This window comes from Mixta gaviniae, from assembly GCF_002953195.1.
In the GTDB taxonomy this organism is placed as follows: Bacteria; Pseudomonadota; Gammaproteobacteria; order Enterobacterales; family Enterobacteriaceae; genus Mixta; species Mixta gaviniae.
The window spans coordinates 4,218,098-4,232,286 of record NZ_CP026377.1 but is presented as its reverse complement, the minus strand read 5'-3'; the positions used below and the strand labels follow the sequence as shown (position 1 = coordinate 4,232,286).

Sequence of the window (14,189 nt, the reverse complement as noted above, 5' to 3'; positions counted from 1 at the left end):
AAAGCGTCAGCCCTCAAACAGGTTGTGATGCAAAGTACGCACCACCTGCTCGGCATCATTGCCTGGCACCAGGAAGCAGAGGTTATAGCTGCTGGCGCCGTAACAGATCATACGCAGGTTAAAAGGCTCCAGCACGCCGAACACTTCCTTGCCGACGCCGCACGCCTGCGAGAGCTTGTTGCCGATCAGCGCCACCAGTGCCAGATTCTCTTCTACCTCTACGCGGCACAGCGAAGAAAGTTCGGTCAGCAGCGCCTGAGTCAGCAGGCTATCGCCGGTAGAGGTCGAGCCGGTGGTGTCCAGCGTCAGCGCCACGCTCACTTCCGAGGTGGTGATCAGATCGACAGACATATGGTGGCGCGCCAGAATGGCGAACACTTCGGCGAGGAAGCCGCGCGCATGCAGCATATTCAGGCTATGCAGCGTCAGCAGGGTCTGGCGGCGGCGCAGCGCCAGCGCGCGGAACAGCGGCGGGTTTTGCGTCTTGTTGCACACCAGCGTGCCGCCGGCGGCAGGATCTTTGCTGGAGCCGACAAAGACCGGAATATCGCTGCGCACGGCGGGCATCAGCGTAGCCGGATGCAGCACCTTGGCGCCGAAGGTCGCCATCTCTGCTGCCTCTTCGAAAGTGATCTCATCGATGCGCTGGGCGGCGGGCACCACGCGCGGATCGGTGGTGTAAATGCCCGGTACGTCGGTCCAGATATCGATGCGCCGCGCGTGCAGCGCCTCGCCGAGCAGGGCGGCGGTATAGTCGCTGCCGCCGCGGCCCAGCGTGGTGGTGCGGCCTTTGTGTTCACTGCCGATAAAGCCCTGGGTGATCACTCGTGCATTTTCCAGTCGCGGCTGGAGCTGTTGAGCGCAGAGCGCCGAGAGCGCCGCCACATCCGGCTCGGCGCGGCCGAAGCGGTCATTCGTGCGCATCACTTTGCGTACATCGAACCATTCGGCGGCGGCTTCACGCTCGCGCAGGATCTCTACAAACAGCAGGGATGACATCAGTTCACCGTGGCTGACCAGTTCATCGGTCAGGGCGGTGGAGGTGGCCAGCGCCGCCGCTTCGGAGAGCATGGTGATATTTTCCAGAATGCGGTCGATCTCCTCGCGGATGATCTCAGGCTGGCGGAGACGATCGATAATGGCGTACTGGATACGGCGGATCTCATCGAGTGAGGCAAGCCGCTGCGTCGGCTCCTGGCCTTCCGCCAGCGCAACCAGCAGGTTAGTGACGCCCGCCGAGGCGGAAAGCACCACCAGACGCACATTGGCGTTGGCCAGCACCACATCGGCGCTACGGTTCATGGCGGTGAAATCAGCGACGCTGGTGCCGCCGAATTTTGCAACGATCAGATCAGATTGAAACATGGTAATGCCTCGTGTCAGGTTCAATTCTATCAGCCTTGGCACAAGGAAAGAGCAGAGACGGGAGCAGACGTAGAGAGGAACAGCTACGAGCACCCAGAAGCGCCCCACCTTGCGGCGCGTCCGACTGTCGCACGCGCCTGGTGACAACCCAGAGGATTCAGCCCCTGCAGCCGACAAGCTCTCCGCCGTGGATCGCCCGCCTCGGCGTCGCTCCCCCTGATGTGTTGTCTGCGGATAACGGCTCCTCGAACACACTGCCTAGGCGACGCGCCTCTTCTGGCTTGCGCATTGCTGCGCAACTAACCGTTTACAAATATCGGGTTATTGCTCCGCTGTCAACGTCCGGTATTTGAAGAATTCTCATCTTGCACCAGCGCGATGAGCGTACAGGGCAGCGTCGGCGGCTGCGCATCCATGATCTCCAGCCTGCCGTTCTCTTTCAGCGCGAACAGCGGCACCACATCCTGATGGGTCTCCAGATAATCCTGCCAGCCGAAGTTTTCCGTCAGCTGCGTGGCTTTGATTACCGCGCCCTGCGCCAGCATCGCGCTGAGCCGCGCCCAGGTTTGCTCGGCGCCGAACAGCGTCTCGTGGCGGCGGAAACGCGGGCTTTCGCTATCGCGGCGTTCGCGCAGCGACGAGCCGGAGCGCACCGAGGCGACCTTACCGGCGCCGAAAATATGGCTGAAGTGATAAACCGCCAGCGCATTCTGATGGCGGTTCGGCGATAGCGCCAGCACCTGCGCGATATCGCTGAGATCGAGGTAGTTCTCCGCATGTTCGGACCAGGCGTTGCCGTAATAGGCAGGAATGCCCTCCATACGCGCCTGGCGGTAATACTCCCAGCTACTGTCGGTAAGCATCACCGGAATATCGAGCCGCTGCAGCGCCAGCGCCAGCGCGCGCGCCACGCTATTGGCGCCGATGATCAGCACGCCGCGCGGACGCTGCTGCTGCACCCGCAGCCAGCGGGCCAGGGGGGCGCTGGTCAGGCTCTGCAGCACCACGGTGCCGATAATGATCGCGAAGACCACCGTCACCAGCCGTTCGGCCTGCGGGTAGCCGCTGCGCGCCAGCGTCAGGGCGAACAACGAACTGACCGCCGCCGCCACGATGCCGCGCGGCGCAATCCAGCTCAGCAGCAGGCGGTCGCGCCAGCGCAGCGTCGAACCCCAGGTGGAAAACGCGATGCAGAGCGGACGGGCGATAAACTGCACCGCCAGCAGCACCGCCACCAGTGGCCAGCCCAGCGCCAGCAGCGCATGGATATCCAGCCGCGCGGCGAGAATAATAAACAGGCCGGAGATCAGCAGCGCCGACAGCTCTTCTTTAAAGGCGATAATGTCGCGCAGATCGACATCGCGCATATTGGCCAGCCAAATACCCATCACGGTGACCGTCAGCAGGCCCGATTCGTCGGCCAGCGCATTGGAGACGCCGAAGGTGGTCAGCACAATCGCCAGCACGCCGAAGTTTTGCAGATAGCCCGGCAGCCAGACGCGCTTCAGCGCAATGCCCAGCAGCCAGCCCGCCAGCGCGCCGACGCTCAGGCCGACCGCCACCGTGATGCCCAGCGTCCAGAACAGATGCGATAAAGATTCGGCATGCTGACGCAGCACAATGAATTCAAACACCAGCAGGGTAAAAATAGCGCCCACCGGGTCGATGACGATGCCTTCCCAGCGCAATACCTGGTTGATCGCCGCATTCGGACGTACCACGCGCATCAGCGGCGCAATCACCGTCGGGCCGGTCACCACCGTGACCGCGCCGACCAGCGCCGCCAGCTCCGGCGGGAAGTGCAGCAGCAGCCAGCAGGCAAGGCTTATCACCACAAAGGTGATCAGCATGCCGACGGTGATAAGGTTGCGCACCACGCCACCGAGGCCGCGAATTTCATCGAAGCGCAGCGTCAGGGCGCCTTCGAACAGGATGATCGCCACCGAGAGCGACACCAGCGGAAACAGCAGGTCGCCAAACAGCGCATCGGGTAGCAAAACATGCGTCATCGGACCCAGCACGATTCCGAAAACCAACAGCGGCAAAATTGCCGGAAGCCGCAGTAACCAGGCGATCCATTGGGCCATCAGTGAACTGAAGCCGATGATCACCAGCAAGAGTGGAGCAGAGAGCGGCATAAAAATTTTTCCTTTCAACGGTAAGAATCGTCATACTGAAATACCTGGCGGCCATCATCGCCGCAGCCTGAATTATAATGAGTCCCGGGCAAAGGGTGAGGAAATCAGCACGCCCTACGATAGTCGTAACCTGTTGCAGGAAAAGGAAAGTGAGTCACGGTCAACAGGTAAGATGACGTCCGGTCAGAATTACGGTTGTTAAAACATAAGAGTGTTGCCATGAAAAATATCAATCCGACGCAAACCGCTGCCTGGCAGGCCCTGCAGCAGCATTACGAACAGATGAAAGAAGTGCGCATCGCGGAGCTGTTTGCTCAGGAGAGCGATCGTTTTGCGAAATTCTCCGCCACCTTTGACGACCAGATGCTGGTGGATTTCTCAAAAAACCGCATCACTTCTGAAACCCTGGAAAAACTGCAGGCGCTGGCGAAAGAGACCGATCTGGCAGGCGCCATTAAATCGATGTTCTCCGGCGAGAAAATCAACCGCACGGAAGATCGCGCGGTACTGCACGTGGCGCTGCGCAACCGCAGCAACACCCCCATTCTGGTTGACGGCAAAGATGTGATGCCGGAAGTCAACGCGGTGCTGGAGAAGATGAAATCCTTCTCTGAGCGCATCATCAGCGGCGAGTGGAAAGGCTACACCGGAAAAGCGATCACTGACGTGGTCAATATCGGCATCGGTGGCTCCGACCTCGGCCCCTACATGGTGACCGAGGCGCTGCGCCCGTATAAAAACCATCTGAATATGCACTTCGTTTCCAACGTTGATGGCACCCATATCGCCGAAACGTTGAAAAAAGTGAACCCGGAAACCACGCTGTTCCTGGTGGCCTCTAAAACGTTTACCACCCAGGAGACCATGACCAACGCCCACAGCGCGCGCGACTGGTTCCTGAAAACGGCGGGCGACGAGCAGCATGTGGCGAAGCACTTCGCCGCGCTCTCCACCAACGCCAAAGAAGTGACGAAGTTTGGCATCGATACCGCCAATATGTTTGAATTCTGGGATTGGGTGGGCGGCCGCTACTCGCTGTGGTCGGCGATCGGCCTGTCGATTATTCTCTCTGTCGGCTTTGACAACTTCGAGCAGCTGCTGAGCGGCGCGCACGCGATGGATAAACACTTCGCCGAAACCCCGGCTGAGCAGAACCTGCCGGTGCTGCTGGCGCTGATCGGCATCTGGTACAACAATTTCTTCGGCGCGGAAACCGAAGCGATTCTGCCGTACGACCAGTATATGCACCGTTTCGCCGCTTACTTCCAGCAGGGCAACATGGAGTCCAACGGCAAGTATGTGGATCGCGACGGCAATCCGGTGACCTACCAGACCGGTCCGATCATCTGGGGCGAGCCGGGCACCAACGGCCAGCATGCGTTCTATCAGCTGATCCATCAGGGCACCAAACTGATCCCGTGTGACTTTATCGCGCCGGCCATCACCCACAATCAGCTGGGCGATCACCATGATAAGCTGCTCTCTAACTTCTTTGCCCAGACCGAGGCGCTGGCCTTCGGCAAATCGCGCGACGTGGTAGAGAAAGAGTTCGCCGACGCGGGCAAAGCGGCAGAATCGGTCGAGCATATCGTGCCGTTCAAGGTGTTCGAGGGCAACCGTCCAACCAACTCTATCCTGCTGCGTGAAATCACCCCCTACAGCCTGGGCGCGCTGATTGCGCTGTATGAGCATAAGATCTTCACCCAGGGCGCCATCCTCAACATCTTCACTTTCGACCAGTGGGGCGTTGAGTTGGGCAAACAGCTGGCGAACCGCATTCTGCCGGAACTGGCAGGCGCGGGCGACGTCAATAGCCACGACAGCTCCACCAACGGGTTGATCAACCGTTACAAATCCTGGCGTTAAGACAAGCTGCAGTTTATTCTCAGGGCGCCCACGCGGCGCCTTTTTTATTGCGTTTTTCCCGACGTGACCGGTGCCGATAGCGAAAGGCGCCGACGGGTAGTAACGCGATAAGAACGAAATCCGCCGTTTTGCCCTAAGCATATTCTTAAAATGTTAATCAGAGCCGAAAATTAACGCAGGATTACTCCTAAACGTCTCTGCTTAAAAATGGTCCTGAATTTTGGTTAGGTATGGCATAACCTGTTGAAATAAAATATTAACCACCGCTATTTACCCACTAAAATAGCTTGATGTGATGCTTTTTTAATCAAACAGGTCGCTTTGCTTTAATTATCTTTTTCTTAGCGTTATTTAAGCGATATCAACTACTTTTTTGCATTATATTGAAATATAAATTTATAAATCGCCCTTATTTGTAATATTTTATTCTGCTAAAAATCGCCGTTTCCTCTCCTCCCGTGAAGCCTGATTTCTGATAATTTGTTGCCCTATACTGGAGCCGCCTGAATCCATCCAGGCACATCATCCATTCATTTCATGAAGGGAAATCCAGTATGAAAAAAGTACTTTGTGCCACAGCAATGGCGCTGTTTCTGGCTTCCGGTCCGGCTGCTTTTGCCGCTCCGGTTGAAGCTGGCTCAGCCGCTGGCGCTGAAGCGGGCGCTATCTCAGCGGGCACCACGACCGCTGTAGGTATCGGCGCGGTCGGCGCGCTGTTGGGCGTCGGCTTAGCGGCGTCCGGCGGCGGCGACGGCACCAATACCGGCACCACGACCACGACCACCACAAGTACCACCCGTTAACGCGGGTTTTTAATCATAACCACACGCCCGTGTGGTTATTTTTCTGATTTGGCACTCTTCACACAGGGATACACAGGTGCGCCACATACCATTGCTGTTTCTTTGCCTGCTGTTACAAGCGTGTACACAAACGCAACAGGGGCTGGTCGATACCGCTAAGCTGGCGGTCATGGGGCCGGATGACATCACCGTTTCGGACGAAAAAATAGAAGCGCTGCCGTACGCCAGCATGTATTTGCGCATTAACGACGGCCAGCGCATCTTCCTGGTGCTTGGCTATGCGGAAAACGGGCAGCAGAAATGGGTCACGCAGGATCGGGCGATGCTGGTTACGCAGAAGGGCCGGCTGGTGAAAACCCTGGGCCTGAGCGACAACCTGCTGGAAACCGGCAACCTTGACCAGGATCCGCTGGCGCAGCCGCTGAGCCTGCGCGACGGCGCCAGCTGGACGCGGTTGCTGAGCTGGACCGAAAACGGTCAGCTGCGTTCCGGCGTCGCCATCTCCCGCTTCAGCCGCGATAACGATACGGTACTGACGCTGGCCGGAAAGCGCGTCGCCTGCCGCGTCTGGCATGAAGAGGTGGCTATCGACGCCGTCGGCGCCCGCTGGCAAAACACCTTCTGGCTTGACGCCATCAGCGGCGAAGTGCGCCAGAGCGCGCAAAGCATTGGCGCGGGAACGCTGCCGGTCGATATCACCATTCTGAAGCCTGCCAAATCATGAAAAAAACGCTTTTTTTAGCGGGCCTTGCAGCCTGCCTCTCACTGAATGCGCTGGCGGATAGCCAGGTGACCATTTACTACCCCGGCAGCCAGCAGCAGGCGGTGGTCAGCCATGCCCGGGATCTGGCGCAGCTGGTGGCCAGCCCGGCGCTGGCGCAGCGCACCTGGTGGCCCGGTACGGTGATCGCGGAGCCGCTGGCGAGCGCCGCGGCGGAGCGGGATTATCAGCAAACGCTGGCGCGCCTGCGCGCCTGGGCAGCGAGCGAAGAGGGCGATCGCGCGGCAGCGATCGCGACAGTAGCACAGCAGCTCGCCACGGTGCGGGTGACCGGAAGGCAATTCACCTCGCTCGATCCCGACTGGATAAGCGTGCGTCCGGAGGCGAACCGCCGCCTCGAAGGGGACTACCGCGTCTATACCCTGCAACGCCCCGACACCGTTACGCTGGCCGGCGCTATCAGCGGCGGCGGTAAAACCGCCTGGCAGCCGGGACGCGACGTGCGCGACTACCTGGTGGGCCATGCGCGTCTGAGCGGCGCGGAGCGCAACGTGGCGACAGTGATTGGGCCGGACGGCGCCACTCAGGCGGTGCCGATAGCGTACTGGAACCATCGTCATGTGGAAGTGGCGCCCGGCAGCACCATCTACCTTGGCTTCTCCCGCTGGGCGCTGCCGGATGAGCTGCGCGATCTTAACCAGCACATTATCTCTGTTTTGACGCACCGGATCCCTGACTGATGAAAAAACATACGCTACTCAGCCTGCTGGCTGTTTCCGTCTCGGTTGCCTGCCAGGCGCAGGCTGCGACCTGGGCCGCGCCCGTCGGTCCTTCCCAGTCAGATTTCGGCGGCGTCGGCCTGATGCAGGTGCCGACCGCGCGCATGGCGAAAGAGGGAGAGTTCAGCCTTAACTATCGTAATAACGATCAGTATCGTTTCTATTCCGCTTCGCTGATGCTGTTCCCCTGGCTGGAAACCACCGTGCGCTACACCGACGTGCGCACGCGTCGCTACAGTAATGTCGAAAGCTTCAGCGGCGAGCAGAGCTATAAAGATAAAGCGTTCGATCTGAAGCTGCGCCTCTGGCAGGAAGGCTACTGGCTGCCGGAAGTGGCCGTCGGCACGCGCGACCTGGGCGGCACCGGGCTGTTCGACAGCGAATACCTGGTCGCCAGCAAAGCTTGGGGGCCGCTCGACTTCACCCTCGGCATCGGCTGGGGCTATCTCGGTAACAGCGGCAACATTAAAAACCCGTTCTGCAGCTATGACGATAAGTTCTGCCACCGCCGCGGCGGATTCGGATCCGCGGGATCGGTGAACGGCGACGAGCTGTTCAAAGGCCCGGCGGCGATCTTCGGCGGCGTGGAGTACCAGACGCCGTGGCAGCCGCTGCGCCTGAAGCTGGAGTATGAGGGCAACGATTATCAGGGCGATTACGCTGGCCGCCTGACGCAGCGTAGCAAAGTGAACGTCGGCGCGGTCTACCGCCTTACCGACTGGGCCGATATCAATGCCGGCTATCAGCGCGGCAACACCTTTACCTTCGGCTTTACGCTGCGCACCAACTTCAACGATCTCAGCACCCATCACCTTGATAGCCCGAAACCCGCCTGGCAGCCGGAGCCGCAGCCGGAAATCCTGCAGCATACGGTCGTGGCCAATCAGCTGACGGCGCTGAAATACAACGCCGGGCTGGATGCGCCGAAGCTGCAGATCAAAGACCGTACGCTCTACGTCACCGGCGAACAGTATAAATATCGCGACACCCAGGAAGGGGTCGATCGCGCCAATATTATCCTGATGAATAACCTGCCGGAGAATATCGATACGCTGCGCGTCACCCAGACGCGCTATAACCTGCCGCAGGTGACGACCGAAACCCGCGTCAGCAGCCTGCGCCAACAGCTCGACGGCTATCCGCTGGGGCACGAGCAGCCGCTGGCGCAGCGCCGCGTCAATCCGGTCGATCCGGGCAAAACCGAGCAGGGCTATTACATCGAAAAAGATCGCTTCAGCTACGGCCTCTCGCCGGTGCTGAACCAGTCGGTTGGCGGCCCGGAAAGCTTCTACATGTATCAGGCGGGCATCAACGGCAGCGCCGATTACTGGCTGACGCAGCATCTGCTGGTGGGCGGCGGCGTCTTCGCCAACATCGCCAACAACTACGATAAGTTCAACTACGACGGCCGTCCTATCGACTCGTCGCTGCCGCGCGTGCGCACCCATATTCGCGACTACGTAAAAAACAACGTCTACGTCAATAACCTGCAGGCGAACTGGTTCCAGTACCTGGGCAACGGGTTCTATGGCCAGATGTATGGCGGCTACCTGGAAACCATGTACGGCGGCGTCGGCGCGGAAGTCCTGTACCGTCCGCTGGACAGCAACTGGGCGATCGGCGCGGACGCCAATTATGTGAAGCAGCGCGACTGGGACAACATGATGAAGTTCACCCGCTATAAAGCGCCGACCGGGCATCTCACCGCCTACTGGCAGCCGGGCTTTATGGATGATGTGCTGGTGAAAATGAGCGTTGGCCAGTACCTGGCGAAAGATAAGGGCGGCACCATCGACGTTTCGAAACGCTTCGATAGCGGCGTGACCGTCGGCGCCTACGCCACCCTGACGGACGTCTCCGGTGATGAGTATGGCGAAGGGGATTTCACCAAAGGTTTCTATATCTCGGTGCCGATGGATCTCTTTACCGTTACCCACAACCGCGGCCGTGCGCAGGTGAACTGGACGCCGCTGACGCGCGACGGCGGACAGATGCTGGGCCGCAAATATCAGCTGTATGATATGACCAGCGATCGCGATATCCATTTCCGCTGACAGCGCAGCGGCAAAGGCTTCGCTCCACGCCCTGGCATTCGCCGGGGCGTTTTTATTTTGCTGCCATTATACTGTGAACTTCATCACATTCTGTCATGATATCCGGACGGCCTGCCGACGCGCAGGCGGCGCTAAAAGGTAACAACAATGATGAGTGGAAAAGTAATTGCCGCTGTTCTGCAGTGGGTATTGAACGTGGGCCTGCTTATTCTGGCGGTTATTCTGATCGTCTTTCTGGGAAAAGAGACCATCCATCTGGCTAACGTATTACTGAATACCGGCGAGGCGGCCTCCGCCTATTTGCTGGTGGAAGGGATCGTTATCTGGTTCCTCTATTTTGAATTTATCGCGCTGGTGGTGAAGTATTTCCAGTCGGGCTATCACTTTCCCCTGCGCTATTTTGTCTATATCGGCATTACGGCGATTATTCGTCTGATCGTCGTCGACCATAAAAATCCGTTCGACACGCTCTGTTACTCCGCCGCTATTTTGATTCTGGTGGTGACGCTCTGGCTGGCCAACAGCAACCGGCTAAAACGCGAATAAAAAAAAGGCGGCCCAATGGCCGCCTGAATATAAACACAGGGAACAACTTAGCAGTGGCAATAACAACAAAGGCAACAATGGCAACAAAAACGTCGATTAACCTTTCACACCCCGGCGGTCAGCCCGCTGACCAGCCAGCGCTGCGCCAGCAGGAACACCAGCGTAATCGGCAGCGCCGACAGCACCGCCGCGGCGGCAAAATCGCCCCACAGATAGTTCTGCGGATTCAGGTACTGCTGCATCCCTACCGCCAGCGTATAGCTGTTGACGTCGCGCAGCAGCAGCGAGGCGACGGGCACTTCGGTAACGGCGGCGATAAAAGACAGAATAAACACCACGGCGAGGATCGGCACGGAGAGCGGCAACAGGATCAGGCGGAAAGCCTGCCATGGCGTCGCGCCGTCCAGCGCCGCTGCTTCTTCCAGCGAACCGTCAATGGTTTCGAAATAGCCCTTAATCGTCCAGACATGCAGCGCGATGCCGCCCAGGTAGGCGAAGATCAAGCCGGCATGGGTATTCAGGCCGATAAAAGGGATGTACTGCCCCAAACGATCGAACAGAGCATAAAGCGCCACCAGCGAAAGGACAGCTGGAAACATCTGAAAGATAAGCATTCCTTTCAACAGCGTCGCTTTACCGCGAAAGCGCATACGGGCAAAAGCATAGGCACAGGTTGTCGAAAGCGCAACAATCCCAACGGCAGTGATCGCCGCCACTTTTACCGAGTTCCACAGCCACAGCAGTACCGGAAACGGCGGCGGGGTGACGCTGCCGTTTTCATGGGTTACGGAGAAGCCGAGCGCCAGCTTCCAGTGGTCCCAGGAGATATGGTCCGGCAGCAGACTGCCGATCGCATAGTTGCCGGGGCGCAGCGAGATAGCGAACACCATCAACAGTGGATACATAATCAGCACCAGAAAGCCGAGCAGCAGCAGATGCGTCAGCGCCAGGCGCAGCTTTTGTGATTTCGGTTTTACCATCGCCATAGGTCGCTCCTTACTCAGTTTTAATGCGGGTGAAGCGCAGGTTAAACAGCGCCAGCGCGCCGACCAGCAGGAAGATCAGCGTGGCGATGGCGGCCGCCAGGCCAAAATCTTGTCCGCCGCCGCCTTCAAAGGCGATGCGCCAGGTGTAGCTCACCAGCAAATCGGTGTAGCCTGCCGGGGTGGTGGTGCCCAGCCGGTCCGGTCCGCCGTCAGTCAACAGCAGGATCAGCACGAAGTTATTAAAGTTGAACGCAAAGCTGGCGATCATCAGCGGCGTCAGCGGCTTGATCAGCAGCGGCAGCGTAATACGGAAGAAGTTTTGCAGCGGCGTCGCGCCATCCAGCGCCGAAGCCTCGTAGAGATCGTCCGGAATCGCTTTCAGCAGCCCCATACACAAAATCATCATGTAGGGGTAGCCCAGCCAGGTATTGACGATAACCAGCATGGTGCGCGCCATCACCGGGTCGCTAAACCAGGCGGGTTTAATGCCGAACAGGCTCTCCAGCATGATGTTGATCTCGCCGAAGCTCTGGTTAAACAGCCCCTTAAAGATCAGGATAGAGATAAATGCCGGCACCGCGTAAGGCAGGATCAGCAACAGCCGGTAGACCGCGCGGCCTTTCAGCGCCTCCCACTGCATCAGACAGGCCAGCACCATGCCAACCGCCACGGTCAGTAGCACCGTCAACGCCGCAAACACCACCGTCCAGATAAAAATCGCCACGAACGGCTGCTGAATGCCCTGATCGGTCAGCACGCGCAGGAAGTTTTTCCAGCCGACGGCTACCGTATAGCCGGGGCTGAGCTTCTCGCTGCTCCACTGCTGGTTGGCATCTTTCAGCTGCCAGAAACCGGTATCGTTATTGGGATACCAAACCTGCCCCGTCTGCTTGTCGGTCAGAATGCCCCCTTCGCCAGGCTGGTAGCGCGGCTGGGTGCCGGAGAACTGGCGCAGCGAACTCATCTTCAGCTGCGAACCGTCCGGCAGACGCGCCGTCAGTTGGGAAAGCGCCTGACGGTTTTGCGTAATGACGCGCAGCATGGCGCGCTCGCCGGCGGGCGGCTGCTGCGTTTCAGTCAGCGTGAGCGTTTGCGCCCCTTTAGCGGCAAGGGAGAAGGGCGGCGAGATAAACTGTTGGTTATCCGCACCGTTCAGCAGCAGGCGCCACTGATTATCCGGCGTCGACCAGAGTGAAAACGCGTAACCTTCGCCGGTCTGAAACTGGCGGTCCATCAGCACCTGGCGCGCGCGCTCGAAGGTGAGCTGGTTGGTGCTGCTGTAGTTGGTAAAGGCGATGGCGATGGTGCAGGCCAGCGGAAACAGCACGAACAATACCATGCCGGCCAGCCCCGGCCAGACGTAGCGCCACGCCTGGGCGCGGCGGCGGAAAAAGACAATCAGGCCGCTGCTGAGCAGGATCAGCGTGACAATCGCGAACAGGTATTCGCCCTGCGCGTACATCAACACCACCAGATAGCCGGTTATCAACACACAGAGGGCAAGAACCAGCCACTTCAGGGCGTCACGCTGCCACCACAATGCGGATTTTGCCATTTCAGGATCCTTCTGCGACAGATGAAAAGAGAGGGCGGGGCGCGCCCGCCGTCAAAACGAGACGAAAAGGCCAGCAAACGACACCGCCGCCTGTGGCCAGAATCAGAGTCAGCACGTCTTTACTTCGTCAGGCGACCTTCGGCATCTTTCAGCGCCGCTTCCACGCTCTGACGTCCATTGATGGCGTTCAGCACCGCGCTGCGCTCGGCGTACCAGAAGGCGGACATTTGCGGCACGTTCGGCATGATTTCGCCTTTCTGCGAGTTCTCCATGGTGGCGGCGATCTTCTCATCCTTCGCCAGCTTCTCCTGGTACGATTTCAGCGCCACCGCGCCCAACGGCTTGTCGGCGTTGACTTTCGCCAGGCCGTCGTCGGTCAGCAGGTAGTTTTCGATAAACTCTTTCGCCAGTTCTTTATTCGGGCTGGCGGCGTTGATACCGGCGCTCAGTACGCCGACGAACGGCTTCGAGGGTTGGCCTTTAAAGGTGGGCAGCAGGGTGACGCCATAATTCACCTTCGCGCTTTCGATATTATTCCACGCCCAGGGGCCGTTAATGGTCATGGCGGTTTCGCCTTTATTAAAGGCGGCTTCGGCAATGGCGTAATCGGTATCCGCATTCAGATGTTTATTTTTAATCAGGTCAACCAGAAACGTCAGGCCTTCCTGCGAACCCGCATTATTCACGCCGACATCTTTGATGTTATAGCTGCCGTTCTCTTTCTTAAACGCATAGCCGCCGTTGGCCGCGATTAATGGCCAGGTGAAATAGGGCTCCTGCAGGTTAAACATAATGGCGCTTTTGCCTTTGGCGCGTAGCTGTTTATCCAGCGCCGGGATCTCTTCCCAGCTTTTCGGCGGATTGGGCAGCAGATCTTTGTTATAAATCAGCGACAGCGATTCGACCGCTACCGGATAGCCGATCAACTTGCCGTTGTAGCGCACCGCGTCCCAGGTAAAGGGGTAGATTTTATCCTGCAGCGCCTTATCCGGCGCCACTTCCGCCAGCAGGCCGGACTGCGCGTAGCCGCCGAAGCGATCGTGCGCCCAGAAGATAATATCCGGGCCGTCGCCGGTGGCCGCCACCTGCGGGTACTTCTCTTCCAGCTTATCGGGATGCTCGATAGTTACCTTGATCCCGGTATCCTGCTCAAACTTCTTGCCCACTTCCGCGAGGCCGTTATAGCCCTTATCGCCATTGATCCAGATGACCAGCTTGCCTTCTTCGATTTTCGCCAGCGCCGCGCCGGGCAGCAGCGCGGCGGTCAGGGCGCATAACAACAGCGTTTTGCCATTTAGTTTGAACTTTGACATTTCCCTTACCTCTAAACGTGAGTGGTTGTCGTTAGGCAGAAGTCTGCTGATAAGCGACGGCTG

Annotated in this window: 11 protein-coding genes and 1 riboswitch; of the genes, 6 read left to right on the top strand and 5 right to left on the bottom strand. The window is 58.7% G+C overall.

From position 1 onward, the window contains the following. Positions 1-6 precede the first annotated feature (6 nt). Both lysC and C2E15_RS19810 read right to left on the bottom strand, forming a co-directional pair. Positions 7-1,365, bottom strand: a complete 1,359-nt coding sequence (gene lysC, locus C2E15_RS19815) for a lysine-sensitive aspartokinase 3 (RefSeq protein WP_104958813.1) — start codon at positions 1,363-1,365, stop codon at positions 7-9. Positions 1,366-1,454: 89 nt separating this feature from the next. Beyond that, a riboswitch (Lysine riboswitch) is annotated at positions 1,455-1,649 on the bottom strand. 51 nt (positions 1,650-1,700) lie between these two features. Continuing rightward, positions 1,701-3,503 (bottom strand): cation:proton antiporter, encoded by a 1,803-nt coding sequence (locus tag C2E15_RS19810; protein WP_104958812.1) that lies wholly within the window; start codon positions 3,501-3,503, stop codon positions 1,701-1,703. Positions 3,504-3,722: 219 nt separating this feature from the next. Here C2E15_RS19810 and pgi point away from each other — a divergent pair, with 219 nt between their 5' ends. The 6 genes from pgi (at position 3,723) to psiE (ending at position 10,272) form a co-directional block, all read left to right on the top strand. Continuing rightward, positions 3,723-5,369, top strand: a complete 1,647-nt coding sequence (pgi, locus tag C2E15_RS19805; RefSeq protein WP_104958811.1) for a glucose-6-phosphate isomerase — start codon at positions 3,723-3,725, stop codon at positions 5,367-5,369. Positions 5,370-5,923: 554 nt separating this feature from the next. Next, on the top strand, positions 5,924-6,172 hold the full coding sequence (yjbE, locus tag C2E15_RS19800) for an exopolysaccharide production protein YjbE (protein ID WP_104958810.1): 249 nt from the start codon (positions 5,924-5,926) through the stop codon (positions 6,170-6,172). A 76-nt stretch (positions 6,173-6,248) separates the two neighbouring features. After that, positions 6,249-6,896, top strand: a complete 648-nt coding sequence (locus C2E15_RS19795; RefSeq protein ID WP_104958809.1) for a YjbF family lipoprotein — start codon at positions 6,249-6,251, stop codon at positions 6,894-6,896. After that, the gene (locus C2E15_RS19790; protein WP_104958808.1) at positions 6,893-7,633 is read left to right on the top strand and encodes a capsule biosynthesis GfcC D2 domain-containing protein; all 741 of its coding nucleotides are present in this window, start codon (positions 6,893-6,895) and stop codon (positions 7,631-7,633) included. Before C2E15_RS19795 ends, C2E15_RS19790 begins: the two co-directional genes overlap by 4 nt. Then, positions 7,633-9,726 carry a YjbH domain-containing protein gene (locus C2E15_RS19785; protein ID WP_104958807.1) on the top strand — a complete coding sequence of 698 codons (2,094 nt, stop codon included), beginning with the start codon at positions 7,633-7,635 and terminating at the stop codon, positions 9,724-9,726. Before C2E15_RS19790 ends, C2E15_RS19785 begins: the two co-directional genes overlap by 1 nt. Before the next feature lie 147 nt (positions 9,727-9,873). Beyond that, positions 9,874-10,272, top strand: a complete 399-nt coding sequence (gene psiE / locus C2E15_RS19780; RefSeq protein ID WP_104958806.1) for a phosphate-starvation-inducible protein PsiE — start codon at positions 9,874-9,876, stop codon at positions 10,270-10,272. Positions 10,273-10,376: 104 nt separating this feature from the next. Here psiE and malG read toward each other — a convergent pair whose 3' ends face one another. The 3 genes from malG to malE form a co-directional block, all read right to left on the bottom strand. Then, a complete protein-coding gene (gene malG / locus C2E15_RS19775) occupies positions 10,377-11,258 on the bottom strand; it encodes a maltose ABC transporter permease MalG (RefSeq protein WP_104958805.1) in 882 nt (293 codons plus the stop codon). A gap of 10 nt (positions 11,259-11,268) precedes the next feature. Further along, entirely contained in the window at positions 11,269-12,813 is a 1,545-nt protein-coding gene (gene malF / locus C2E15_RS19770; RefSeq protein WP_104958804.1) for a maltose ABC transporter permease MalF, read from the bottom strand. Between the two features lie 119 nt (positions 12,814-12,932). After that, the gene (malE, locus tag C2E15_RS19765) at positions 12,933-14,126 is read right to left on the bottom strand and encodes a maltose/maltodextrin ABC transporter substrate-binding protein MalE (protein ID WP_104958803.1); all 1,194 of its coding nucleotides are present in this window, start codon (positions 14,124-14,126) and stop codon (positions 12,933-12,935) included. Positions 14,127-14,189: the final 63 nt, after the last annotated feature.

Coding starts and splice junctions, on each gene's coding strand:
- yjbE (WP_104958810.1), top strand. CDS start 5,924: ATGAAAAAAGTACTTTGTGCCACAGCAATGGCGCTGTTTCTGGCTTCC.
- pgi (WP_104958811.1), top strand. CDS start 3,723: ATGAAAAATATCAATCCGACGCAAACCGCTGCCTGGCAGGCCCTGCAG.
- psiE (WP_104958806.1), top strand. CDS start 9,874: ATGATGAGTGGAAAAGTAATTGCCGCTGTTCTGCAGTGGGTATTGAAC.
- C2E15_RS19785 (WP_104958807.1), top strand. CDS start 7,633: ATGAAAAAACATACGCTACTCAGCCTGCTGGCTGTTTCCGTCTCGGTT.
- malE (WP_104958803.1), bottom strand. CDS start 14,126: ATGTCAAAGTTCAAACTAAATGGCAAAACGCTGTTGTTATGCGCCCTG.
- malF (WP_104958804.1), bottom strand. CDS start 12,813: ATGGCAAAATCCGCATTGTGGTGGCAGCGTGACGCCCTGAAGTGGCTG.
- lysC (WP_104958813.1), bottom strand. CDS start 1,365: ATGTTTCAATCTGATCTGATCGTTGCAAAATTCGGCGGCACCAGCGTC.
- C2E15_RS19810 (WP_104958812.1), bottom strand. CDS start 3,503: ATGCCGCTCTCTGCTCCACTCTTGCTGGTGATCATCGGCTTCAGTTCA.
- malG (WP_104958805.1), bottom strand. CDS start 11,258: ATGGCGATGGTAAAACCGAAATCACAAAAGCTGCGCCTGGCGCTGACG.
- C2E15_RS19790 (WP_104958808.1), top strand. CDS start 6,893: ATGAAAAAAACGCTTTTTTTAGCGGGCCTTGCAGCCTGCCTCTCACTG.